General features: G+C 44.2%; 21 protein-coding genes. All 21 read right to left on the bottom strand.

The window, feature by feature from the left end:
- Window positions 1-73: 73 nt before the first annotated feature.
- Window positions 74-3598 (bottom strand): pyruvate:ferredoxin (flavodoxin) oxidoreductase, encoded by a 3525-nt coding sequence (nifJ, locus tag BO225_RS08660; protein ID WP_076341837.1) that lies wholly within the window; start codon window positions 3596-3598, stop codon window positions 74-76.
- Window positions 3599-3715: 117 nt separating this feature from the next.
- Complete coding sequence (locus BO225_RS08655; RefSeq protein ID WP_076341836.1) at window positions 3716-4363, bottom strand: tRNA (adenine(22)-N(1))-methyltransferase; 648 nt, start codon at window positions 4361-4363, stop codon at window positions 3716-3718.
- Window positions 4360-5598: an RNA polymerase sigma factor RpoD gene (rpoD, locus tag BO225_RS08650; protein WP_076341835.1), complete on the bottom strand. Its 1239-nt coding sequence runs from the start codon at window positions 5596-5598 to the stop codon at window positions 4360-4362. The genes BO225_RS08655 and rpoD overlap by 4 nt, the downstream gene beginning before the upstream one ends.
- A 4-nt stretch (window positions 5599-5602) precedes the next feature.
- Window positions 5603-7348 carry a DNA primase gene (dnaG, locus tag BO225_RS08645; RefSeq protein ID WP_076341834.1) on the bottom strand — a complete coding sequence of 582 codons (1746 nt, stop codon included), beginning with the start codon at window positions 7346-7348 and terminating at the stop codon, window positions 5603-5605.
- Between the two features lie 15 nt (window positions 7349-7363).
- Entirely contained in the window at window positions 7364-8746 is a 1383-nt protein-coding gene (locus BO225_RS08640; RefSeq protein ID WP_419185478.1) for a glycine--tRNA ligase, read from the bottom strand.
- 85 nt (window positions 8747-8831) lie between these two features.
- Window positions 8832-9566: a DNA repair protein RecO gene (recO, locus tag BO225_RS08635; protein WP_076341833.1), complete on the bottom strand. Its 735-nt coding sequence runs from the start codon at window positions 9564-9566 to the stop codon at window positions 8832-8834.
- Window positions 9563-10465 carry a GTPase Era gene (gene era / locus BO225_RS08630; RefSeq protein WP_076341832.1) on the bottom strand — a complete coding sequence of 301 codons (903 nt, stop codon included), beginning with the start codon at window positions 10463-10465 and terminating at the stop codon, window positions 9563-9565. The genes recO and era overlap by 4 nt, the downstream gene beginning before the upstream one ends.
- Window positions 10455-10823 carry a diacylglycerol kinase family protein gene (locus BO225_RS08625; RefSeq protein ID WP_076341831.1) on the bottom strand — a complete coding sequence of 123 codons (369 nt, stop codon included), beginning with the start codon at window positions 10821-10823 and terminating at the stop codon, window positions 10455-10457. The genes era and BO225_RS08625 overlap by 11 nt, the downstream gene beginning before the upstream one ends.
- The gene (gene ybeY, locus BO225_RS08620; protein WP_076341886.1) at window positions 10804-11259 is read right to left on the bottom strand and encodes an rRNA maturation RNase YbeY; all 456 of its coding nucleotides are present in this window, start codon (window positions 11257-11259) and stop codon (window positions 10804-10806) included. The genes BO225_RS08625 and ybeY overlap by 20 nt, the downstream gene beginning before the upstream one ends.
- A 76-nt stretch (window positions 11260-11335) precedes the next feature.
- Window positions 11336-12349 (bottom strand): LacI family DNA-binding transcriptional regulator, encoded by a 1014-nt coding sequence (locus tag BO225_RS08615; protein ID WP_076341830.1) that lies wholly within the window; start codon window positions 12347-12349, stop codon window positions 11336-11338.
- A 19-nt stretch (window positions 12350-12368) separates the two neighbouring features.
- Window positions 12369-13067 carry a hypothetical protein gene (locus BO225_RS08610; protein ID WP_076341829.1) on the bottom strand — a complete coding sequence of 233 codons (699 nt, stop codon included), beginning with the start codon at window positions 13065-13067 and terminating at the stop codon, window positions 12369-12371.
- Entirely contained in the window at window positions 13051-13521 is a 471-nt protein-coding gene (locus BO225_RS08605; protein WP_076341828.1) for a hypothetical protein, read from the bottom strand. The genes BO225_RS08610 and BO225_RS08605 overlap by 17 nt, the downstream gene beginning before the upstream one ends.
- A 91-nt stretch (window positions 13522-13612) precedes the next feature.
- Window positions 13613-14947, bottom strand: a complete 1335-nt coding sequence (locus tag BO225_RS08600; protein ID WP_076341827.1) for a UDP-N-acetylmuramate--L-alanine ligase — start codon at window positions 14945-14947, stop codon at window positions 13613-13615.
- Complete coding sequence (locus BO225_RS08595) at window positions 14947-15615, bottom strand: hypothetical protein (RefSeq protein WP_076341826.1); 669 nt, start codon at window positions 15613-15615, stop codon at window positions 14947-14949. The genes BO225_RS08600 and BO225_RS08595 overlap by 1 nt, the downstream gene beginning before the upstream one ends.
- Window positions 15609-15950: a thioredoxin family protein gene (locus BO225_RS08590; protein ID WP_076341825.1), complete on the bottom strand. Its 342-nt coding sequence runs from the start codon at window positions 15948-15950 to the stop codon at window positions 15609-15611. The genes BO225_RS08595 and BO225_RS08590 overlap by 7 nt, the downstream gene beginning before the upstream one ends.
- A gap of 8 nt (window positions 15951-15958) precedes the next feature.
- A complete protein-coding gene (gene trmB / locus BO225_RS08585) occupies window positions 15959-16594 on the bottom strand; it encodes a tRNA (guanosine(46)-N7)-methyltransferase TrmB (protein ID WP_076341824.1) in 636 nt (211 codons plus the stop codon).
- Window positions 16595-16599: 5 nt separating this feature from the next.
- Window positions 16600-17988, bottom strand: a complete 1389-nt coding sequence (gene pepV / locus BO225_RS08580) for a dipeptidase PepV (RefSeq protein WP_076341823.1) — start codon at window positions 17986-17988, stop codon at window positions 16600-16602.
- A gap of 77 nt (window positions 17989-18065) precedes the next feature.
- Window positions 18066-20234 (bottom strand): polyribonucleotide nucleotidyltransferase, encoded by a 2169-nt coding sequence (gene pnp, locus BO225_RS08575; RefSeq protein ID WP_076341822.1) that lies wholly within the window; start codon window positions 20232-20234, stop codon window positions 18066-18068.
- A gap of 72 nt (window positions 20235-20306) precedes the next feature.
- Window positions 20307-20573 carry a 30S ribosomal protein S15 gene (rpsO, locus tag BO225_RS08570; RefSeq protein WP_076341821.1) on the bottom strand — a complete coding sequence of 89 codons (267 nt, stop codon included), beginning with the start codon at window positions 20571-20573 and terminating at the stop codon, window positions 20307-20309.
- A gap of 86 nt (window positions 20574-20659) precedes the next feature.
- Window positions 20660-21757, bottom strand: coding sequence for a radical SAM family heme chaperone HemW (hemW, locus tag BO225_RS08565; RefSeq protein ID WP_076341820.1), 1098 nt, complete (start codon window positions 21755-21757; stop codon window positions 20660-20662).
- Window positions 21757-23559, bottom strand: coding sequence for a translation elongation factor 4 (gene lepA, locus BO225_RS08560; RefSeq protein ID WP_076341819.1), 1803 nt, complete (start codon window positions 23557-23559; stop codon window positions 21757-21759). Before lepA ends, hemW begins: the two co-directional genes overlap by 1 nt.
- Window positions 23560-23562 lie beyond the last annotated feature (3 nt).

The following is a 23562-nucleotide window of genomic DNA, read 5'->3' as shown; positions in this document are numbered from 1 at the left end:
ACATTCATTTTACTTCGATTGCTCTAAAAAGTCAAAAAAGAGACAGGATCACCTGTCTCTTTAGTCTGTTCGGTTAGATTCCTTCTTTTTCGATCGCTTGAAGGCGTTTACGACGTGCTTTCGCATCCGCTTTCGCTTTTTCAAACATCTTTTCAGAAGCTTCAGGACCCTTTAACTTAACAAGTTGAGCGAAACGTGCTTCTTTAAGCATGAATTCTTCCATCTTGTCATAGTTTGGTTCTTTCTTAGAATCGATCGTCAATGGTTGTTCTTTTCTTGGATCGTAACGATACAAGTCAACATATCCGCATTCTACCGCTTCGCGTTGTACTTGTTGATGGTTTCCAAGTCCGCCTTTAATACCGTGCTCAACGCATGGTGCATAAGCGATGATCAAAGATGGTCCATCATAGCTTTCCGCTTCTTGGAACGCTTTTAATGTCTGCATCTTATCTGCGCCCATACATACTTGAGCTACATATACATGACCATAAGTCATGGCGATCTGACCAAGATCTTTCTTCGCTGTTGTTTTACCCCCAGCCGCGAATTTCGCTACAGACGAACGCTGCGAAGATTTAGAAGATTGACCACCTGTATTCGAGTAAACTTCCGTATCAAGAACGAGAACGTTTACATTGACATTGTTGGCTAGAACGTGATCCAATCCACCGTAACCGATGTCATAAGCCCATCCGTCACCACCGATGATCCAGTTGGATTTATGAACGAGGTCGTATTCTGCCAAAGTCTTGACATCTTCTTCAACATCAGCTGTCGCTACGAGTTCCTTGATTTTTGGAGCAAGTTCGCGTTGTTTTTCACGGTCGTTTCCAGCCGCAAGATATTGTTCGAAGAGATCTTTCAATTCTGGAGTCACTTTATCCAAGTTGTCTTCCATGATCTTGTAGACTTTGCTTGCGGTGTAGTTATTGGCTAGAGCCATACCATATCCGAATTCAGCGTTGTCTTCGAACAAAGAGTTCGCCCATGCTGTTCCGTTTCCATCTTTATCCTTAACGAAAGGAGTGGATGGGTTAGCACCGCAATAGATCGAAGAACATCCAGTCGCGTTTGCGATCTGCATATCTTTACCGAATAATTGCGAAGCTAAACGATAGTATGGAGTTTCACCACATCCTGGGCAAGATCCAGGAACTTCGAAATATGGCATTTGGAACTGGCTTCCTTTGATCGTAGTCTTAGGGAAGAGATCCGTTTTATATTCTGTTTCTTTATAAAGGTAATCCGCAAGAGGATCAAGGTAAAGCTGCGAGTTGACATCCACCATCGTGAGTGCTTTCTTGCCGGCTTTTCCTGGACATTCGTTCGCGCAAAGTCCGCAACCTACGCAGTTGCTTGGAGAAACTTGCACGCGGAAACGAAGATCCGTGTTTGGTTTACCCATCAATGGAAGCGTAGCGAATCCTTCAAATTCTTTTGGAGCGTTCGCGATTTCTTCTGGAGTCAATGCGAAAGTACGGATCGTCGCATGCGGACAAACGAACGAACAGAATCCGCATTGGATACAGTTGTCTGGGTTCCATTGAGGAACGTTCGTGGCGATCGTACGTTTTTCTTTGAACGCGATACCATTCTGCATCGTCCCATCGAGCACTCCATTTTTCGTGAATGCGCTTACTGGCATGTCATATCCTTCAAGGTGGTTGATACGAGCTGCGTATTCATCCCAATATGGATCGCCAGTTTCTTTACGGAGCGAGCTTACTGGTAGATCAGACCAAGCTTTGTCGACAGGGATCTCTACCAATCCATCTTTACCAGCATCGATCGCTTTGTAGTTGAGTTCTACAACCGCGTCACCTTTTTTGCCATATGATTTTTTAGCGGCGGCTTTCATAAGCTCAACAGCTTTATCTAATGGCATGATTTGTGGATTCAAGGCAAAGAATGCGGATTGTAGGATCGTGTTTGTGCGACGTCCCATTCCAATGTTTTCTGCGATCTTCGTCGCGTCGATGATATAGAATTTCGCATCTTTATCTGCCAATTCTTTCTTCAAGCGATTTGGCATATGTTTTACGATTTCTTCTGGTGTGAATGTCGTGTTCAACAAGAACGTTCCGCCTTGCTTCAAGTTGCGGGCCAAATCGTATTTGAACATATAGGAATCGAGCGAGCAAGAAATGAAGTCAGCGTTGTTGATGTAATAAGTCGAGTGGATCGGACTATTTCCGAAACGCAAGTGAGAACGAGTTACACCGCCGGCTTTTTTCGAGTCGTAAGCGTAATATCCTTGTGCAAACATATCCGTGTTGTCGCCGATGATCTTGATCGAAGATTTGTTCGCCGAAACAGTTCCATCGGAACCAAGTCCCCAGAACAAGCATTCTGTCGCATCGCTGTCGATCTTATACGATTTGTCGATTGGAAGCGAAGTGAATGTAACATCGTCTTCAATACCAACTGTAAAGCCGTTCTTTGGTTCATCTTTCTTCAATTCATCAAAGACCGCTTTGATTTGGTTTGGTTCAGTATCGTGGCTTCCAAGACCATACCGTCCGCCCACGATCTCGATATCTTTGTCTTTCAAAGAAGCAAGGACATCTAAGTAGAGAGGATCTCCAGAAGCGCCGCCTTCTTTCGTGCGGTCAAGAACAGCGATCTTCTTTACAGTTTTTGGAAGAACGTCTGTCAAGTATTTTGTCGAGAAAGGACGGTAGAGATGAACTTTGATCAAACCGATCTTTTCTCCGTTCTTCATAAGATCTTCTACGACTTCTGTCGCTGTTTCAGTAACAGAACCCATCGCTACGATGACGCGCTCTGCATCTGGAGCACCTACATAATTGAAAGGTTTGTAGTCGCGACCTGTGATCTCAGAGATCTGCTTCATATAATCCGCAACGACATCTGGGATATTTTCGTAATGTTTGTTGCGAGCTTCCACGCCTTGGAAGAAGATATCGTCGTTTTCGTTTGCACCACGTGTTACTGGATTGGTGTGTGGCTGCATCGCGTTTTTGCGGAATGCGTCTAATGCTTCCCAATCGATCAATTCTTTATACTTTTCCGTATCGAACACTTCGATTTTGTCCACTTCATGTGAAGTACGGAAACCATCGTGGAAATGCAAGAAAGGTACGTGACATTTGATTGCTGCTAAGTGAGCAATGCCGGCAAGATCCATCGCTTCTTGAACAGAATGAGAAGAAAGCATAGGAATGCCAGTTTGACGAACTGCATATACGTCTTCGTGATCACCAAAAATATTCAACGAACGGCTCGCCAAAGAACGAGCGGCTACGTGCAATACAACTGGAAGATTTTCGCCGACCCATTTATAGATGTTTGGAATCATCAACAATAGACCTTGCGATGCTGTGAATGTCGTTGGAAGAACACCAGCTTGGGCAGCACCATGAACGGCACCCGAAGCACCTGCTTCTGATTGAAGTTCTGCGATCTTCACAACTTCACCATAGGCATTTTTTCTTCCTTGACTTGCCCAAACGTCCATGACTTCTGCCATTGGCGATGATGGAGTGATTGGGTAGATACAGCTCATTTCAGCAAGAGCATATGCGTTATGGGCAGTAGCCGTATTACCGTCCATAGACTGAAAATGTTTAGCCATTAAAGTTTTTCCTCCTTCGGTATGTCTATACATAATTCATACATTCCTTATTATAATTCTTTTCCGTTATATTTGAAAGCGTTTTTTACGATTATAAAGAAAAGCTGAAGGATTTCTTCAGCTTTGTGAGATCTTGGAATCCAGCCATTTCAACCTGGCTTTTCCTTCCTCGAATCTTGAAGCGGGAACCTTGTTTTGAAGATCTTCCCACTTGTATTTTTCTATTTTCAGATACTTTCGATAATCGTCGTCTTCCTTCACATGGGCCCCATACCAGACCTGCCAATCCGAAAGTGTCTGGCTTCCCTTTCGGCAATACATGATCCAATACGCATGATCCTCTTCGAATACTAAGCGCTCCTTTTCAATCCTGAAGTGATTCTTGATCAAGTAAGAACGAAGCGATTCCGCATTTCGATGCGGAGAAAGGATCAAAGAATCGACATTGACGAGCTTGTCCTTTCCTTTTTCAAGGATCGACTCGATCAGCTTCCCCCCCATGCCCGCGATGATCACTTGATCCACATCCTCAGGTAAAGCGGAAATGCCATCCATCAAGATCGTATCGATTTTGGCGTTTTCCTTTTCAAATAACGCTTGCGCTCTGGACAAAGGCCCTTGGGCTACATCGCATGCGTAGACTTTTTTATGTTTCTTTTGATCGAGCTTTAGCGGAATATACCCGTGATCGCATCCAATATCCGCGATCACATTTCCGTTTGCTAGATCATAAATCGCTTGAAGACGTTTTGAAAGCTTGATCATGACTTCACGAAATCTTTTAAACGCTTCGAACGATTTGGATGTTTGAGCTTTCTAAGCGCTTTTGCTTCGATTTGACGAATCCGCTCACGAGTGACATTGAATTCTTTTCCTACTTCCTCCAATGTCCGTGTGCGTCCGTCTAAAAGCCCAAAACGCAAGCGAAGCACTTTTTCTTCTCTTTCCGTCAAGCCTTGAAGAACGTTGTTGATCTCGTCTTTGAGTAGCTGATTGTTCGTATAATCATCTGGTGAGAGCGTTTCCTTATCTTCGATAAAATCGCCAAGATGAGAATCGTCCTCTTCCCCGATCGGCGTTTCTAAAGAAACTGGATCGAGAGCGATCTTTTGGATCTCTCGCACTTTATCCGCTGTGATCCCTTCCATTTTTTCGGCGATCTCTTCGGGGAGCGGATCACGTCCAAGATCTTGGACAAGCTGTCGCTGAATGCGTGTCAGTTTATTGATCGTTTCCACCATATGGACAGGAATACGGATCGTTCGAGCCTGATCGGCGATCGCGCGCGTGATCGACTGACGAATCCACCAAGTCGCGTAGGTCGAAAACTTGAAACCTTTCGTATAGTCGAATTTTTCTACGGCTTTGATCAAGCCGCAATTTCCTTCTTGGATCAGATCGAGAAACAACATTCCTCGACCTACATATTTTTTAGCGATCGAGACGACAAGACGAAGGTTCGAGGAGATCAAGAGCTGTTTGGCTTGTTCTCCATCTTCCGCGATCCGGTCTAGTTCTTTTTTCTTTTCTTCATCAAGATCCGGATTTTCGGCCAGCATTTTCCGCGCTTCGCTTCCATCTTGGATGCGTTTTGCGATCTTGGGCTCTTCTTTTGGATCGAGGAGCGGGATCTGCCCGATTTCTTTCAAATACATTTTGACAGGATCGTTGATCTTGGTGTGCGAAGCATTGGCGAATGTTTGTTCAAGTTGAGAAATCTCATCTTCGATGGAGTTTTCATCATCTAGATCGTCAGAGAGGTCGTCATCTCCTTCGAGTTCGTATTCGTCGCTGTCGACGACAAGATTGACTCCGTTTTCTTCGCACCAGTTGAATAGTTCATCTGTCGTATCGTCGTCCAATCCTAGATTGGAAAGTGAATCCATCAACTCTTGTTGGGGAATATCTTCGTTTTGGGCTTTCGCCATTTCGAGAAACGCTTTCGCTTCTTCGAGCGAAGTAAATTTTTTCTTTTTTAAACTTAAATCTTGAGCTGCCATCTCGTCAACCTTCCTTTCGATGTCTGATCTCATTGCGCGCTTCGATCAACCGCTTCTTCTTCATCGCAAATTCGACCTTTTTCAAAGGGTCGAGAAGAAGCGAGATCTCATGATTCAAGAGTTCGATCTGTTCAGAGATCGCACATTCTTTGATTTTCCAAAGACAATCTTCAAAGGCTTCCTCGCTATAGAGCGAATCGTCGATTTCCATTAAAGAGACGAGTTCATTTTGAAGCTGCTCATCTTCCAAAAGAAGGAGCAGTTCGTTTTCGTCCATGACATCTTTGGTTCGGTAATATTCATAAATATATAGAGAAAGAGAGCGGTACTTCTCTTCTTTAAAAAACCCAATCTCTTCTTTAAAGCGCTTGGAGGCTTGTTTAGAATGAAGCATGGAAAACAAGGCATAACTTTCCGCTTTTTTTCTTCCATCCGTTAAAAGAGGGATATAGCACGTTTGTTTTTTTGTTTGCCGATCTTTTCGTTTCGAAGTAGCGGGCTGGGTGAGCATAGGCAGAAAATCAAAACCCGTAATCGATTTGAGCTGCTCAAAAAACATCCGCTGTTCGATTGGATCGGATAAAGTCAAAACAACATCCTTGATCTCATTAGCAAACTGTTTTTTCTCCTCATAATTAGAAAGATTGTACACATCGGGTAAATAGGAAAATAAAAACTCGACGTATGGAATCGTCGATTCCACGCTTCGGCGAACTTCCTCTTGCCCATATTGACAAAAGATCTCGTCAGGATCTTTCCCTTTTTCGTTTTTGACGATCGTAAAAGGGATCCCATGTGCCATCGCAAGCTTTCCAAAGTGGTAGGTCGCCTTTTTCCCCGCTTGATCTTGATCGTACCACACGCGGATCGGGACCCTAAGTTTTTCTAGCATATTCAGCTGCTCATCGCTCATCGCCGTTCCTAAACAGGCGAGTCCTTCATGGATTTCTGCCTTTTCTAGACCTAAAACATCCATCGCGCCTTCACACAAAATCGCATAACCGCTTTTTCTAGCGATCGATTTCACGCGATGATAATTAAAGATCAAGCGGCTTTTATTATATAGAGGCGTGTTTGCCGTATTGATATATTTTGGTCGATCGTCCTCATCAGACAATCGCCTAGCGGTATAGCCAGTGATCTTTCCGTTTTGATCGTGGATCGGGATCGTGATCCTCTCGGAAAAGATAACCCGTCCCTCGTTGACGAGCCCAGCTTTCTCGAGCGCTTCGGCTTCAAATTTTTTCGCCTTGAAAAAATGCATAGAAGCCTCTTTCTCAGGCGCATAGCCGATCTGAAAGCGATCGATCAGCTCTTTGCTGAATTGGCGGGACAATAAATACGAATGCGCCCTTTGTCCCTCAATCGATGCGAGTTCATAGGTCAGAAAATTCGTATATTCGTCTAAGACGCGGCGTTCCTTAACGAAAGGATCGACCACTTCTTTTTTTTCAAACGCCTGACGCTCCAGCGGATATCCGATCCACTCCGCCACCCGATAGACCGCTTCCGCAAACGAGACATTTTCATACTTTTGCACGAACGTGAATATGTTACCGCCACTTCCGCAAACAAAACACTTATAAATCTGCTTTTCCCTCGAAATCGATAGCGAAGGATCATGGTCATCATGAAATGGACAAACGGCTTTATAATTTCTTCCGTTTTTTTGGACATCGATATAATGTGAAATTATATCGGCAATGTCCGCTTGTCGTCGAATGTTTTGAATATCTTCTTCTTTGATCAAAACTGGATCCCGTTTCTAGAAACGAACTCTTTCTTCAAGATAAGCGTTGAGCTTTTCAAGAGGAACGCGCACTTGTTCCATCGTGTCCCGATCACGAACAGTGACACATCCATCGTTTTCCGTCTCAAAATCGACAGTAACACAATATGGTGTACCGATCGAATCTTGACGGCGATAGCGCTTTCCAATACTTTGCGACTCGTCATAAGTGATCGAAAATTGGTTTGCGAGCTGATGGAAAACACGATCGGCTTGTTCGCTCAGTTTTTTAGAAAGCGGTAAAACAGCGGCTTTATACGGAGCAAGGCTAGGGTGCAAGCGAAGGACAAGACGAGTTTCTTTATCGCTGATCTTTTCTTCATCATACGCTTCGCACATTAAAGCAAGAAGCAAACGCTCAACACCGACACTCGGCTCGATCACATATGGCAAGTACTTTTCATTAGCTTCTTGATCGAAATATTCAAGAGACTGCTTACTTTCGGTTTGATGCGCTTTTAAATCGAAATCGGTCCGGTCCGCGATCCCCCACAATTCACCCCATCCAATCGGTGTCGGGTATAGATACTCGATATCGCTTGTCGCGTTGGAGTAGTGAGAAAGCTCCTCGGCGGAATGCGCTCGAAGCCGAATGTTTTCTTCTTTCAGACCAAGATCTTTTAAGAACTGCATGCAGCGATTCGTATAAAAATCAAACCATTTCAGATCTTCTCCAGGTTTGCAGAAAAATTCAAGTTCCATTTGCTCGAATTCGCGCGTGCGGAAAATAAAGTTGCCTGGCGTGATCTCGTTGCGGAAGCTTTTTCCGATCTGACCGATCCCGAATGGAAGCTTTTTGCGCATCGTTCTTTGAATGTTCTTAAAATTCACAAAGATCCCCTGCGCCGTCTCCGGACGTAGATAAATCGTGCTTTTCGCATCTTCTAAAACGCCCTGGAACGTCTTGAACATCAAGTTGAATTGACGGATCTCGGTAAAATCATGCGCGCCACATTTAGGACAAGCGATCTCATGCTCTTTGATGAACGTTTCCATTTCCTCATTGCTCATCCCGGCTGGATTGACTTCTCCATTCGTTGCATCCTCGATCAATTGATCGGCGCGGAAACGCGCTTTGCACGCTTTGCAATCCATGAGCGGATCCGAAAAACCGCCTACATGACCGCTGGCGACCCAAACACTTGGATTCATCAAGATCGCACTCTGGATACCAACATTGTGCTCGCTTTCTTGGATGAATCTCTTCCACCACGCATTTTTTATATTATTCTTCAATTCGACGCCTAAAGGACCGTAATCCCAAGTATTGGCAAGACCGCCATAGATCTCAGAACCTTGAAATACGAACCCTGAAGTTTTCATGAGTGCAACTACGTCATTGAATGTTTTTTCGTTCACGATATTCTCCTTTTTCTCTACGGATACCCTTTTTATAGACAAGGATAGACTGTATCATTGTATCACAAAAAAAAGAGAAAGCCAATTAGGCTCTCTCCATCGTATGGATCGATTTCAAAAAGCGGACACTTGATAATTCGATCTGCGTATGCCTTTCATACCAGCGCAGCAGAAGAAGCACATCCTCTAAATCGTATTGATGTTTCGAAAACAAATAGTCCATATCTTTTGGTTGGGCCTTAAAGAGCGATCGGATCTTGATCAATTCGCTTTTTTTCCACTTCGGATACCGATTTCCATTGCATTCGCTGCATAAAAAACCGCCCTCTTCGATTGAAAATGTCTCGATCCTTGAAGTTTGCTGATCGATCACGCAGCAATCGACTTCAGGAGCGAGCCCTTCTTCCTTCAAGATGGAAGCGATCAAAAAACAAACATACGAGTACATGTCTTGGCTCTTGTTTTCGATCGAACGATAAAGAGCGAGCATGAGCGATTGGTAGTAAGGCAAGATCTTGGTTCGCATAAGCAGATCATTACATACAAAGCATAAGCTTTGCCCAAGCAAGGAATCTTGGACTTTATAGAAATATTCGATCAGCTCGCCTTTGATCAAAAGATCCATCTCGCGTTGCTCTTTGTGATCGACGATCAACTTAACGAGCGAGAAAGGCAAGATGATCCTGCGATTTTTGGATGTCTGTTTTTGAACGCCTCTTGCGTATACGCTCAAGATTCGATCTGCACCCAACACATGTACGATCGCGTCGTTTTCTTTATATTCTTGGCTTTGCAGCACCAAACCCTCGAACTGGTTCATTGCACGCCTTGTTCAAGCTCATCCAAACCGAATTCTTTAATTTTTTGCTCCTTGTTGCGCCAATTTTTCTCCACTCGAACATAAAGTTCAAGGTCGACAGGGACATTGAGCATCTTTTTTAGTTCCCGTTGGGCGGCGATCCGAATGTCTTTGATCTTGGAGCCCTGCTTTCCGATCAAAATTCCTTTTTGCGAATCGCGATCGACGATCACCATCGCCATTAAATGAAGTTTTCCTTCTTCCATTTCTTTATGCTCGAGCACGACTGCGATACTATGAGGGATCTCCTCTTCTGTCCGGTTGAGGATCTTTTCACGGATGATCTCGCAGATCCTGAAATTCTCATCATGATCGCTCACCATTTCTTCTGGATAGAGCGGAGCTCCTTGCGGCAAATAGTTTTTGAAAACGTTCAACAGCTCGTCTAGGTTTTGATGATCTTTTGCCGAGATTGGAATGATTTCGTTGAAATCATAACGCTTTTGCCAATCCATCAGCGCTTGGAGCACTTTTTCGCGAGGAAGTTTATCGATCTTATTGACAAGAAGCAAAACGGGCTTATGAAGCGTTTGGATCCGTTTCAATATAAATTCATCGCCCGGTCCAAAACGTTGCGTGATGTCGATGATCCACGCGATCACATCGCAATCTTCCATCGCGGTATACGCGTTTTTATTCAACACCCGTCCTAATTGCTGTTGTGGTTTATGGATCCCAGGGGTATCCATGAACACATATTGAGCTGATCGTGTCGTCAAGATCCCCGCAATATTGTTTCGAGTCGTATTCGGCGTATCGGTCATGATCGCGATCTTTTTACCGATCAGCGCATTCAGCAACGTGCTTTTTCCAGCGTTTGGTCGTCCGACGATCGCTATAAATCCTGATTTATAATCCATAAAAAACTACCTCCCCGATTTTTGGAATAAAGATCAAACAGCCAACGATCCCTGCGAAAACACAGATTAAAAAAACAGCCGCGGCCGCCATATCTTTGATCTTTTTCGCTCTAGGATCGATCTCTAGAGAAATATAATTGACGCACTGTTCGATGCATGAGTTAAAGATCTCACCAACTACCACTAGCGTGATACACAAAAGGATCCATAACCACTCATAAAAGGTGCACCTTAAAACGAGAGCCACCACAATCGCGATCCATCCAAAAACGATCTGCAAAACGATGCTTCGATCTTTGAGCACGCCATAACGGATACCGGCAAACGCGTAGCGGAACCTATCTCTGAACCACTTCATCTAAGATCTCGTCCTGCAGGCTGAACATGATTTTTTCATCATCCGGCTCCATATGGTCGTAGCCAAGCAGATGCAACAGTCCATGGGTAAATAAAAAACACGCTTCCCTCAATGGGGAATGGCCATACTCTTTGGCTTGATCTTCGATCGCTTGGACATTGATGAAGATATCACCCAGCTCGTTTTCTTCTTCGCTTACATAAATGTTGGAAGGATCGTCCTGCATCGCAAAGGAAATGACATCGGTAGGCCGATCGATCTTACGATATGCGGTGTTGATTTCGTGGATCTTTTCAGGCGTAACGAAGATCACGGAAAGAGATGCGTCTTTGGCGCGTTCAAGAAGACGGCTCGTTCGATCGGCGATCCGTTCGAAATACGAATCCAGCTTCAAAAGTTCTTCATTGTTCGTTTGGTCGATAATTACGATTTCCATGAGTTCAGTATAATACAATTTTTATGGAATGGGAACGTAAAGCCACCTCTAGCCTACACAAAGAAAACACGATCGGTCAATCCAATCGTGTTGTTTGTCTTTGAATATAGGTATATCCGATCTCGATGTCTTTGTTTTCTTTGACCGCTTCATCGTTGACCAGCATCTTGGTCAATAGACGCATCGCGATTGCACCCATGTCGTAATCCGGAAAATTGAACGAAGAGATCGTCGGACGAACCATACGTAAATATTTATCATCCAGGATCGCGACGACTTGCGTTTCTTCCGGAACTTTGATACCCGCTTCATGACACGCGTTGATAAAAGCAATCGCTTGCGAATCACGGAATGTGATCACCAATTCGCTTGGTTTTGTGGTTTCAAAGTATTCTGTCAAGAAGTCGTACGAAGAACGATACGTATCATCATACGTGATATATTTTTCAAATTTCATTCCTTTTTCTTGATATGCTTTTTCGACACCTTGACGAAGCTGATGCATCATCGAGAGATTCAGCTTGTCTTCAACGAGCGAAATATCCGTAATGCCTTTTTCAAAATACGAGTTCACGAATTCATAGGCTAGTTTTTCGAAATCGATGTATACGTTTCCAACATTTCCATCTTTTTTATCTTCGATCTTGCTGCCGACAACAACCATCGGGATCTGATACAAATGGAGGACCTCCAGCTCTTCTTCAGAAAAGTTGTCGTTGAATAAAATGACACCGTCCACGCGAGATTTTACGATCGATTCGATCACATCCTGCATCTTCGAGATTCCTTTGCTCGTAGTATGGAGCATGATATTATAGTTGTAGATCTTTGCGACATCCATCAAGCCATTCAAGATCTTCGAATTATAGGAAAACAATTTTTCAGACATTACGATGGAGATCGTCGTCGTTTTGGATAAGGCAAGCCCTTGGGCAATCGCATTCGGTTTATATCCGAGCTTTTCGATCGCTTCCTGAACCCGGATGCGTGTATCTTCCCGAACGACATTGCTGTCGTTGATGACTCGGCTTACTGTAGCTAAAGACACATCCGCTTCTTTGGCTACATCATAGATCGTTATTCTCTTCATCGTTTGCTTCTCCCTATCTTTACTGCTGGTTGGTGTTGTCACCGTTGTTTTCATCGTTTTTCGTTTCCTCATGTGGTTTGAAGAAACTGTTGATGGAATCAAAGATCGCGTCCCCGATCTTTGTGCCGACTTCATGCACTTTGTCGACCGCTCCTTTTAAATTCTCATTCGTTCTAAGCTTTTCGATCTGTTCGTCCGTATTGTCGAAGATCTTCTTCATCGTTGGATTCTTTTCGAGCTCGTCTTTCAGATCTTTAAAGCCTTGCGCGATCAATCCGCCAGTTCCCTTCAAGAAATCTTTACCCGCTTCGACCGTATTCTTGAACTCGTCACTATTAGAGACTTCGATCACTTTATTTCTTGCGTTTTCAAGAACTTTCATCGTTTGTTCTTTCGCGTTTTCAAGATTTTGTTTGATCGTTTCTGGTTCGCTATTTTGTTTGAGCCAATCGCGAAGATCGGAAAAGATCTTACGGATCTGTGCTTGAGCGTCGTTGATGATCTTGTCATTTTCCGCGTTGTTGGCCTCTTTCAAAGTTGTGAGCTCATATAAAGATTTTTCTTCGGTATCGGTAATGATCTGGTCGATATCCCCTGCTTCGACATTTTCAGCTTCCGTTTGATACAATTCCTTCTCGTCGTTTTCGCGGCTTCCACCTGCTTCGACATTTTCAGCTTCTGTTTGATACAATTCTTTTTCATTATTCGTTTCTGGCATATATGATCTCCTCTTCTACAGGCTGTTCTTGCAGCGCGTCTACAAGAACTTCATTTTTAACAAATGCAGCTTCTTCTTGTGCCTGTACTTTTTTTTCCTGCACTTGTTCTTTGGATTGCTTTTGTTTTTCTTCCAGTTCGGTCTTCTTTTTCGAAATCCAATCTTTCGCTGCGTCCATATCTTTGCTCAAGGACTCGCTGGCTTTGCTTACCATCTCTTTTGTTCTCTCATGGACTTCATCGACTGTTTTTGATAAAGAATCCACTGTATTGAGTGGACCGTCTAATTTCTTGATTTCACTTTCCGCTGTCAATAATGTCAAAGATAAGTCTTTCAGCGTATCGATCACAGTACGAATGAGCATGATCAAATAAATTAGAAGGATTACCCCAAGGACGGGAAGCAAATAATTGGCTACTTTTGCGATGGCCGAAAACAATGCATCTATACTCATCCTCATCACCTCAATGTGAATTATAGCATGCCAATGGTATGAACCAAACTGTTTTGAAATAATTTTCAAAAAAATGAAAAGAAGCGAAATCTTATTCCGCTTCTTCTTGAACTTCCTTCTCGAGCTGTTCTTTTAACAGATCCTTCAATAAATAAATATCTTTGCTCGACATGAACAAATAGACAGCCGGCCCCATTTCTTTAAGAACTGCGGCGCTCTCTTCATCGATCTTTAAAAGCTTGGCGTTCTCGATCTTATCGAGAAGATCTTGGATCGTAACCGTGATCGTCTCATCTTCCCGTTTCGCGTTGGCAGGAAAATCAAGCAGACAAACTTGATCCGCTTTCGAGAGGGCGCTTGCGAAACGATCTAAAAAGTATTGCAGTCTTGAATACCGATCCGGTTTATACAAAGCGACGACTTTTAAAGACGGATAGCGCTTGCGTGCAGCATCGATCATATATTCGATCGCCGTAGGATGATGGGCGTAATCATCGATCAAAACCGAAGCGCCAACCTTTTCTTCCACGAATCGGCGGTTGATTCCTTTGTATTCTTGCAAGCCTTCCTCGATCACTTCCGGCTTCATACCGAGCGTATAACTCAGTGCGAAGACGCCAAGCGAATTGATCAAGAATGGATAGCCTGTTTCCGATAAAGACACATGCTGAAGCAACTTTCCATCGTGATAGACATCGTATTCGATCCCATCTTCTCCTTGATAGACATTCAACGCTCGAAAATCATTGCCTTCGTACAAGCCATATCGAATTGTCTTGACTGGATAATTCAGCTTCTTTAAATACGGATCATCTCCGCAAATGACGGCGCATGTTTTGATTTGATCGACAAACGACTGGAACGCGCTTAAATAGTCGTCCATATCTTTGTAGTAATCGATATGGTCGAGCTCGATATTCGTTATGATCGCATAATCAGGTCTATAGGCTAAAAAATGACGCTTGAATTCGCAAGATTCCAGAATAAAATTCTTTGCGTCCTCAGGCATATGGCCATGACCATCACCAATCAAAAAGCCCGTACTTTCAGATTTCGCTAATACAGTCGACAAGATCCCGGTCGTTGTCGATTTTCCATGGGTTCCTGCGACACAGATGGATGTATATCGTTCGAGCAAATGGCCAAGATAGTCATTATAATAATACGTTTTGACTGTAGGATTATCCAATGCCGCCTTGACTTCCGGATGCTTTTCATCGAAAGAGAGTCCGATGATCACCGTGTCGCCATTTTGGATATTGTCCTTGGAAAACGGAAGGATCTCGATCCCTCTTTGTTCTAGGCCATCTTGGGTAAAAATATATTTTTCGATATCGCTGCCGCGCACCTCTTTCTTTTCATCGTGCAAGATCTCAGCTAGCGCAGCCATGCCTGTTCCTTTGATTCCGATAAAATGATATGCCATTATTGCTTCGCCTTCTTTTTCGCGCTCACGCTTTCATCGAGCTCAAGTTCTGTCGTCTCTTGTTTTGCTGGAGCGAGCATATCATCTAGATTCATCTTCGGCTTCTCGCTTTTCTTCTTCACTTCTTGATAGCTTGGGATCGATTCCACAGGCTTAGGCGCAGGAATATTGTTTCCATACATTGGCGAGATGATCTCGACAAGATCGGTGTCGTTTTCCGGTTTAGGAAGCTGGATAGCGTCATGAACTTTATCGAATTGTTTTTGAGAATCCTCCATGTTTCCAAAAATTGGAGAGATCACCGCTTGATACTCCATCTCATCGACTTGCTTGCGTTTGCGGCCAAGCTTAGAACGATCGAAATGATACGGATTTTTGCTTGATTTTGGTTTTGAAGCGATCGAATCTACATCCAAGCCTTCGAATAAGCCTGGCGAAGCAGGCGCTTCTTCTTTAGCTTCTTCTTTATTGACATAGGTTTCATGGACGTTTTCGATATTTTCGACGATTGGCTGTTCTACGATTGGCGGAGTATGCAAAATCGGCGTTTCTTCTTGAAGTGGCGCTTGCGTTTCTTCTATTTCTTCATGGATCGTCTCTTCTCCATTTTCATCCAACTCATCTTCAACATCCTCTTTGAAGATCGCATGCATTAAATCTTTTAACATTCTTTTTCCCCCTTGTTGCGTGTATCCTGTAAAAACGCATCGATTTCTTGTTCGCTCTTGCGAAGAGAAGAAATGAAAGATGCGATTCGTTTTCCATCTTTATAAGCGATAAAACTAGGGATCCCCATGATTCCTTGCTCGATCGCAAGATCAAGTAATTGATCGCGGTCAACACTGTAAAAATCCATAGCCTCTTCGTACTTTTGTTCAAGGGATGGCATGAATGGCTTAATATATACACAATCAGAACACCAATTGGCTGTAAAAAGGAACACATGGATCCCTGGCTGTTTTAAAACTTGTTCAAACTGTTCAATTGTTTCTATCGATTTCATATCTATTCTCATTTCTTTTGGAAGACAGCACGATAGATCGGCTGTCCTTTTTCAATAAATTTCGCTTCGTATTCCGTGATCGCATCCTCTGGATGCTCTTCTTTTCGAAAGTCGACTTGAAAATCCTTCAATCGGAATCCATAATCCAAAAACATCAAAACCGAGTACTCAAAAAGAGCTCCATTGTCTGTTTTCATTTCGATCCTTCCCGAATCGCTGAGCACTTGAAGGTATTGTCGGATAAAGGAATCGGAAGAAAGCCGACGCTTGGCGTAGCGTTTTTTTGGCCACGGATCCGAGAAGTTTAAATGAATGACATCCACTTCCCCTTCCTTGAACCACTCGCCAAGATCCGCCGCGTCTTCTACGATCAGAGCCAGTTTTTTCTCAGCTGGATCTTCATCGAATTTTTTAGCGGCGATCCCGCTGGCACTTTCGTTTTTTTCGATGGCGATAAAGCCGCTTTCTGGATACATCTTCGCCATATCGAGCGAATATTGCCCCTTGCCGCATCCGATCTCGACATGTAGATCTTTTGTATGAAGACGGTTATGCCATTTCCCTTTCCATTTTGCTGGCTCTTTTTCCAACCGCTGGCTCTTTTCTAAATACTCGACAGCCCACGGCACTTTTCGCATCCGCATTTCGACTACCCTGCCAAAGCGAGGATCGCATCCGCGTAGATGGCGATCGCTTGGATCAAATTCGCTAGCTTTGCACCTTCATCCCTTTGGTGCGGACCGCCAACAAATTGCTCCGTGCTCTTTTCTTCAAAAGGAAGCTCTGGCCCAAAGGAGACAAAGTTATCGAACATACGAGCATAGGTGCCGCCGCCGATCGTCTTTGGCCCATGGAACATATCTTTCGTATATTTTTGATACACGTTCATCAATTCAGTCACGAGAGGTGAAGATGGATCGACAAACATAGGCACCATGTCCGAATCCAAGTGCACTTCGATGTTTGATTTGAGCGCTTTACACGCATCTTCAAATCGCTCGACGATCGTATTAGCATCGATATCGTTTGGATAGCGGATATCGATCAATACACTCGTTTGATCGTTTTCAATATCGACGATCCCAGTACTCATCGTTAAAAAGCCCATATATTCGCCATCGATATTGAGGTGTTCCGGTTTTCCTTGCCAGTCTTTGAGCAGAGAATACAGATCGCTAGAGAGCGTGTCGTTAAAGGCGCATCCGACAAAATTCAATAAATGGAGAGCCGCGTTGACGCCATTATATGGCCAAGCGGCATGGGAAAAGATCCCATCGATATGAAGCTGGATTCCTTCTTCGACTTCTTGGATCGAGCCTTTCAAATCGTTGGTTTTCAAGTAGAATTCGAATTGTTCTTTTTGCTGATCGGTAATCGAAGGAACAATGCAATCCGCTTTCCCGATCACGATATTGGGACGCGTTCCCGCTTTCATTTTTTTGATCACCGTATCATCTTTCGAGCTCAAAGTGACATGGGCGCCCCCTTTCTCTCCATAGATCACCGGGAAATCCGCATCCGGAACAAAACCGGTCTGCGGGATCTCTGCATGCTTTTTATAATATTGGATGCATTCCATCCCTGATTCTTCATCGCATCCTGCAATGAGCATGACGCGTTTTTTTAAAGGAACGCGATGATCCTTGAGCAATTTCAACGCGTAATAGGCAACCAAGGTAGGCCCTTTATCGTCCATGACCCCTCGACCAAACACATACCCATCATCGAGTGTGACCTTTAAAGGTTCTTTGCTCCAATCTTCGCCGATCGGGACGATATCAAGATGCCCTAAGATGCCAACGGTATCTTTTTGCTCTCCATAGCTGATCACGCCAGCATAGCCATCGATATCTTTTGTATCAAAGCCATCTCTTTTGCCCATTTCTAAAAAAGCGTCAAGCGCCTGGCGCGGACCTTGGCCAAAAGGGGCTGAATTGGTTTTGGTTGATAAGTCTCTGATCGAATGGATCGAGACTAGTGTATTTAGATCTTCTAGATAACTAGATTCATATTCTTTCGCAAGATTTAAAAAGTCCATAGTTCCACCTCTTACGGATTATTTTAACACAGATTGGACATGAAAAAAAACCGCCTGTTCATACAGACGGCAGAATCTTATTGTTCTTTTGGTTTTTCGTTTTCTTCTTTATGATGCGGATGCTCGACTTTTTTTGGTTTTGGAAGCAGTGCCTTGGCTGAGACATTGATCCGTCCTTTGTTGTCGATCTCGATCACTTTCACATCGATAATGTCCCCAACCTTCAAGACATCTTCGACTTTATCGACACGATTATGCGAGATCTTGGAGACATGGAGCAGACCATCCGTGTGTCCGAACAAGTTGACAAATGCGCCAAACTTTTCAAGACGAACAACTTTTGCCGCATAGACTTCCCCGACCTTGGCTTCGCGCACGATCTCTTGGATCATTTCTTTGGCATGATCGATCGCCGCTTGATCCGTATGATAGATCACGACTTTGCCATCATCGTCAATATCGATCTTGACATTGTCGCTAGCTGCGATGATTTGATTGATCATCTTACCGCCTGGTCCGATCACATCTTTGATCTTGTCCGGGTCGATCTGCATCATAGCGATCTTCGGTGCGTATTTGGACAATTCTTCTCTAGGCTTAGAAATCGCGCCTTCCATGTTTTTCAAGATTTCCAAACGAGCTTTATGAGCTTGTTGGAGCGCTTCATCAAAGATCTCCTTCGTGATCCCGTTGACTTTGATATCCATCTGCAAAGCGGTGATCCCTTCTGCGGTTCCTGCGACTTTAAAATCCATGTCGCCAAAGTGATCTTCCATTCCTTGGATATCGGTTAATACCGTATAATTTCCAGACTCTTCATCCATGATCAATCCCATGGCGATCCCCGCCACTGGTGCTTTGATCGGAACGCCCGCTGCCATCAATGACATCGATCCAGCGCAAATGCTCGCCTGCGAGGAAGAGCCATTGCTTTCTAAAACATCCGCCACCGTACGGATCGTGTAAGGAAACTCGTCTTGGCTAGGAAGTACTTGGGAAAGCGCTCTTTCTCCTAAAGCCCCATGACCGATCTCACGACGTCCAGGACTTCCCATACGACCTGTTTCGCCTACGCTATATGGAGGGAAATTGTAGTGGTGCATGAAACGTTTGGATTCGACTTCCGTCAAATCGTCAATGATCTGGTTTTCATTCAAGGCCCCTAAAGTCGTCGTTGATAGCACTTGGGTCTCGCCGCGCGTAAATAGTGCGCTTCCATGCACTCGTGGGAGCAAATCGACTTGGGAATCCAATGGGCGGATCTCGTCGATCTTTCTTCCATCCGGGCGGATCTTGTCTTCGATGATCAAGCGACGCACTTCATCGGCTTCGATTTGATGGCAAAGCGCGGCAACTTGTTTTAAGATCGCGGCTTTCTCTTTTTCGTTTTCATATTCTTTTTCTTCAAACGACGAAACGGCTTGGGCTGTGATCTCGTCGATTTTTTCGTAGCGTTCTAGCTTCTTTTCGATCGATACCGCTTCTCGAATCGCCTGTTCGAAATTTTCGCGCACTTCTTTTTCCACATCGGCGTCGAATTGGAAAAGAGGAATATCGCGTTTTGGTTTCCCGATCTTCTCAATGATCGTTTCTTGGAACTCGCATAGCTTTTTTACATTTTCAAAGCCAAACATCAAGGCGTCGAGCATTTCTTGCTCGCTGACTTCTTTGGCGCCGGCTTCGACCATATTCAACGCGTATTTTGTTCCAGCGACCGTTAAATCGATATCGCTTTTCTCGCTTTGCTCAGCGCTTGGATTGACGATCAGTTCCCCATCGATCCGGCCTACCTTGACTCCAGCAATTGGTCCATTGAAAGGAATATCGGAAATACAAAGCGCTAAGGAAGCGCCTAGCATCGCCGCCATTTCGGCGCTCGCGTCTTGATCGACACTCAAAATCGTATTGACGACTTGCACTTCATTGCGGAATCCTTCCGCGAAAAGCGGCCGGATCGGACGGTCGATCATCCTAGCGCTCAATGTGGCATGTTCGCTAGGTCTGCCTTCACGGCGTAAAAATCCGCCTGGAATCTTTCCAACCGAATACAGCTTTTCTTCGAAGCTGACAGTCAGCGGAAAGAAATCGATCCCTTCTTTCGGTGTATTGCTTGCAACCGCCGTAGATAATGTGACCGTATCCCCATAACGGACGATCACAGCTCCATCGGCTTGTTTTGCGATTTCTCCTGTTTCGATCGTGATCTTGCGACCACCTAATTCATAATGAAACTCTTGTTTCGGCATTTCTTCACCTCTTTTTTCACAAATGAAATCATACCACGAATAGTGGCAAAAAAAAAGCAATCGTGAAAACGATTACTTTCTTAAACCTAAACGTGCGATCAACGTTTTATAACGTTCGTTGTCGATTCTCTTCAAGTATGCGAGAAGCTTTTTACGACGTCCAACCATCTTCATCAAACCGCGCATCGAATGATAGTCGTGCTTGTGTTCTTTGAAGTGCTCAGTCAAACGGTTGATCTGTTCTGTCAAAACAGCAACTTGTACTTCAGGCGATCCTGTATCTCCTTCATGACGGGCGAATTCTTTCATGATCGCTTGTTTTTCTGCTTTCAATAACATCGTTCTTTTCTCCTTTATTTCTTGTCGTTTTTCACCGGGTGGATGGTCGGAGTGTCCGAACCACACAGTCAAAAACCTATTCTATTTTATGCGTAAAGGTCTAAAAAATCAACTAAAATACTATTCAATTTTTCCCGACCTCTTTCATCACATTTTAAGGCGCCTTCCTGGATCATCAGCTCTCCTTCATATTTTTTCATAAGCGGTCGAGCTTTCTTTTCTAGATCAATCTGATATTTTTCCTCATACGCTTTTAGATCAACACCAAAGCTCGTTCTTAATCCCATCATGATGGCTTCGAAAGGCCCATCTGTTTTTTCTTCTGTCCTGCATGGTCCTAGACGAATATACGTATCGAGATCCTTTGTATTGTGATAGCGCGCCCCTAAAAATCTTCCGCTCGCTCCTGCGCCGATTCCGATAAAATCTTCATCCATCCAATAAGCAAGATTATGCTTGGAATAAGCGCCTTCTTTCGCAAAACTGCTGATTTCATAGTGGTCAAAACCATGCTCTTTGAGCGTTTTGACGATCCATTCATATTCGTCGGCTTCTAGATCCTCATCAAGAGGCTGCATATGGGCTTTGCCAAACGCGGAATTTTCTTCCAAGATCAGTGAATAGATCGAAAGATGCATGATATCAAGTTTCAAAAACTCTTCGATATCCTTTTTTAAGTCGCGTTGGTCTTGAAATGGCAAAGCATACATGAGATCGATCGAGATATTCTCGATTCCATTTCGTTTGAGCGATTCGATCGCTCGTTCGATCATTTCCTTCGTATGCCTTCTTCCAAGTTTTCTAAGAATGTCGTCTTGAAAACTCTGAACACCTAAAGAAACACGGTTGACGCCAAGTTTTTTCATCGCTTTGATCTTGTCTTCATTAAGCGCTTCCGGATTGCATTCGATCGTAAATTCATAATCTTCATGTAAATAAGGGATCAAAGGCGATACGAGTGTTTGCAGTTGATCTTCGCTTAAGATGTTCGGGGTCCCTCCCCCAAGATAAAGGGTACGCAAGCCATCTTGCTTTCGGATCCAAGAAAGAGCGCTTTCGATTTCTTTTTGGATCGTTTCCAACCATGGATCGACGCGTTTTGGATCGTATAAGATCCTGCAAAAATCACAATATGGGCAGATCGACTTGCAGAAAGGCACGTGGATATAGCAAGCAAGAGACATTATTCTTCATCCATCGAAAGGACAGCCATGAAGGCTTCTTGCGGGATCTCGACTGAGCCGACCATTTTCATGCGCTTCTTTCCTTCTTTTTGTTTTTCCAGCAGCTTCTTCTTTCGGGATATATCGCCCCCATAGCATTTGGCGAGGACATTTTTTCTAAGCGCCTTGATGTTGGTGCGGGCGATGATCTTGCCGCCAATAGCTGCTTGGACCGGGATCTCGAATTGTTGTTTTGGAATGAGATCCTTTAACTTGATTGTCATCGCGTTGCCTCTTCGATACGCGAAATCTTTGAAGACGATCGTTGAGAGGGCGTCGATGATTTGTCCATTGAGCAAGATATCCATCTTGACAAGCTTGCTTGGCCGATATCCTGTAAACGCGTAGTCAAAGCTTGCGTATCCTTTAGTCGAGGATTTAAGTTTATCGAAGAAATCATAAATGATCTCGGAAAGAGGGAGTTCGTATACGATCTGCATTCTAACTTCGTCGATCACTTGCATATCGACATATTCTCCTCTTTTCTTTTGGCAAAGATCCATGATCGCTCCAACATATTCTTTCGGTACGAGGATCTCCGCTTTGACGTAAGGTTCTTCGATGCGGTCAATATTTTGAGCGGGCGGGAGAGCGGCTGGATTGTCGATCGCAACCATTTCGCCATCGGTTTTATAGACATGATAAATAACTGAAGGACTTGTGGCGATCAAATTCAAGTTGTATTCTCGTTCGAGCCGTTCTTCGATCACATCCATATGAAGCAAGCCTAAAAAGCCGCATCGAAATCCAAAACCGAGCGCTTGTGATGTCTCAGGTTCATACTGCAAGGAAGCGTCATTGAGCTTGAGCTTAGCTAAAGCGTCTTTCAAATCGTCATAACGGGCATTATCCACTGGGTACAGTCCGCAATACACCATCGGCTGCATTTGCCGATATCCTTCGAGCGGTTTTTCGGCAGGATTTTCAACATGGGTGATCGTATCGCCGACACGAACGTTTTCGATATTTTTGATCGCGGCGCTGATCCAGCCAACATCGCCTGTCGATAATTCATCTTCTTGGACTTCTTTGGGCGTGCGGACTCCAACTTCGATGACTTCGTACTCGGCGCCGCTAGCCATAAAGCGGATCTTGTCTTTGGGCTTGATCGTCCCATTTTTAATGCTGACAAAAGCGATAACACCACGATATGGATCATATAAAGAATCAAAGACGAGCGCTTGAAGAGGCGCGTTTGGTTTGCCTGAAGGACTTGGCAGCTTGGCGACGATTTGCTCGAGCACATCCTCGACGCCTTGGCCCGATTTTGCGGAGATCTCGACTGCGTCCGAACAATCTAAGCCGATCATATCTTCGATTTCTTTTTTTACAAGCTCTGGCTGAGCGCTTGGTAGATCGATCTTGTTGAGAACTGGCAAGATCTCAAGATCGTTTTCCAAAGCAAGATAGACGTTGGCTAATGTTTGGGCTTGGACACCTTGCGCTGCATCTACCACGAGGATCGCTCCATCACAAGCAGCCAGCGAGCGACTCACTTCATACGTGAAGTCGACATGTCCTGGGGTGTCGATCAAATGAAAAATATAGTCTTCCCCATTCTTTGCATGATAGACGAGCTGGACCGCATTGAGCTTGATCGTGATCCCTCTTTCCCTCTCTAGATCCATCGAATCGAGAAGCTGTTCTTTCATTTCTCGCTTTTCGACAGTATCCGTCATTTCTAAGATACGATCCGCCAATGTCGATTTTCCATGATCGATATGGGCGATGATCGAAAAGTTACGAATGTGTGATTGATCCATAAT

It is taken from the genome of Dubosiella newyorkensis (assembly GCF_001945605.1).
GTDB classification, from domain to species: domain Bacteria; phylum Bacillota_I; class Bacilli_A; order Erysipelotrichales; family Erysipelotrichaceae; genus Dubosiella; species Dubosiella newyorkensis.
The sequence above is the reverse complement of the archived record's forward strand: the minus strand, read 5'-3'. Positions and strand labels throughout refer to the sequence as shown.

Bases quoted from the DNA above. Each gene is read 5' to 3' on its own strand.
- BO225_RS08595 (WP_076341826.1), bottom strand. From the start codon at position 15,615: ATGTTAAAAGATTTAATGCATGCGATCTTCAAAGAGGATGTTGAAGAT.
- rpsO (WP_076341821.1), bottom strand. From the start codon at position 20,573: ATGTTATTGAAAGCAGAAAAACAAGCGATCATGAAAGAATTCGCCCGT.
- trmB (WP_076341824.1), bottom strand. From the start codon at position 16,594: ATGCGGATGCGAAAAGTGCCGTGGGCTGTCGAGTATTTAGAAAAGAGC.
- BO225_RS08610 (WP_076341829.1), bottom strand. From the start codon at position 13,067: ATGCCAGAAACGAATAATGAAAAAGAATTGTATCAAACAGAAGCTGAA.
- pnp (WP_076341822.1), bottom strand. From the start codon at position 20,234: ATGCCGAAACAAGAGTTTCATTATGAATTAGGTGGTCGCAAGATCACG.
- rpoD (WP_076341835.1), bottom strand. From the start codon at position 5,598: ATGGCAGCTCAAGATTTAAGTTTAAAAAAGAAAAAATTTACTTCGCTC.
- BO225_RS08590 (WP_076341825.1), bottom strand. From the start codon at position 15,950: ATGAAATCGATAGAAACAATTGAACAGTTTGAACAAGTTTTAAAACAG.
- BO225_RS08625 (WP_076341831.1), bottom strand. From the start codon at position 10,823: ATGAAGTGGTTCAGAGATAGGTTCCGCTACGCGTTTGCCGGTATCCGT.
- BO225_RS08605 (WP_076341828.1), bottom strand. From the start codon at position 13,521: ATGAGTATAGATGCATTGTTTTCGGCCATCGCAAAAGTAGCCAATTAT.
- lepA (WP_076341819.1), bottom strand. From the start codon at position 23,559: ATGGATCAATCACACATTCGTAACTTTTCGATCATCGCCCATATCGAT.
- ybeY (WP_076341886.1), bottom strand. From the start codon at position 11,259: ATGGAAATCGTAATTATCGACCAAACGAACAATGAAGAACTTTTGAAG.
- nifJ (WP_076341837.1), bottom strand. From the start codon at position 3,598: ATGGCTAAACATTTTCAGTCTATGGACGGTAATACGGCTACTGCCCAT.
- pepV (WP_076341823.1), bottom strand. From the start codon at position 17,988: ATGGACTTTTTAAATCTTGCGAAAGAATATGAATCTAGTTATCTAGAA.
- recO (WP_076341833.1), bottom strand. From the start codon at position 9,566: ATGAACCAGTTCGAGGGTTTGGTGCTGCAAAGCCAAGAATATAAAGAA.
- hemW (WP_076341820.1), bottom strand. From the start codon at position 21,757: ATGTCTCTTGCTTGCTATATCCACGTGCCTTTCTGCAAGTCGATCTGC.
- era (WP_076341832.1), bottom strand. From the start codon at position 10,465: ATGGATTATAAATCAGGATTTATAGCGATCGTCGGACGACCAAACGCT.
- BO225_RS08600 (WP_076341827.1), bottom strand. From the start codon at position 14,947: ATGGCATATCATTTTATCGGAATCAAAGGAACAGGCATGGCTGCGCTA.
- BO225_RS08615 (WP_076341830.1), bottom strand. From the start codon at position 12,349: ATGAAGAGAATAACGATCTATGATGTAGCCAAAGAAGCGGATGTGTCT.
- BO225_RS08655 (WP_076341836.1), bottom strand. From the start codon at position 4,363: ATGATCAAGCTTTCAAAACGTCTTCAAGCGATTTATGATCTAGCAAAC.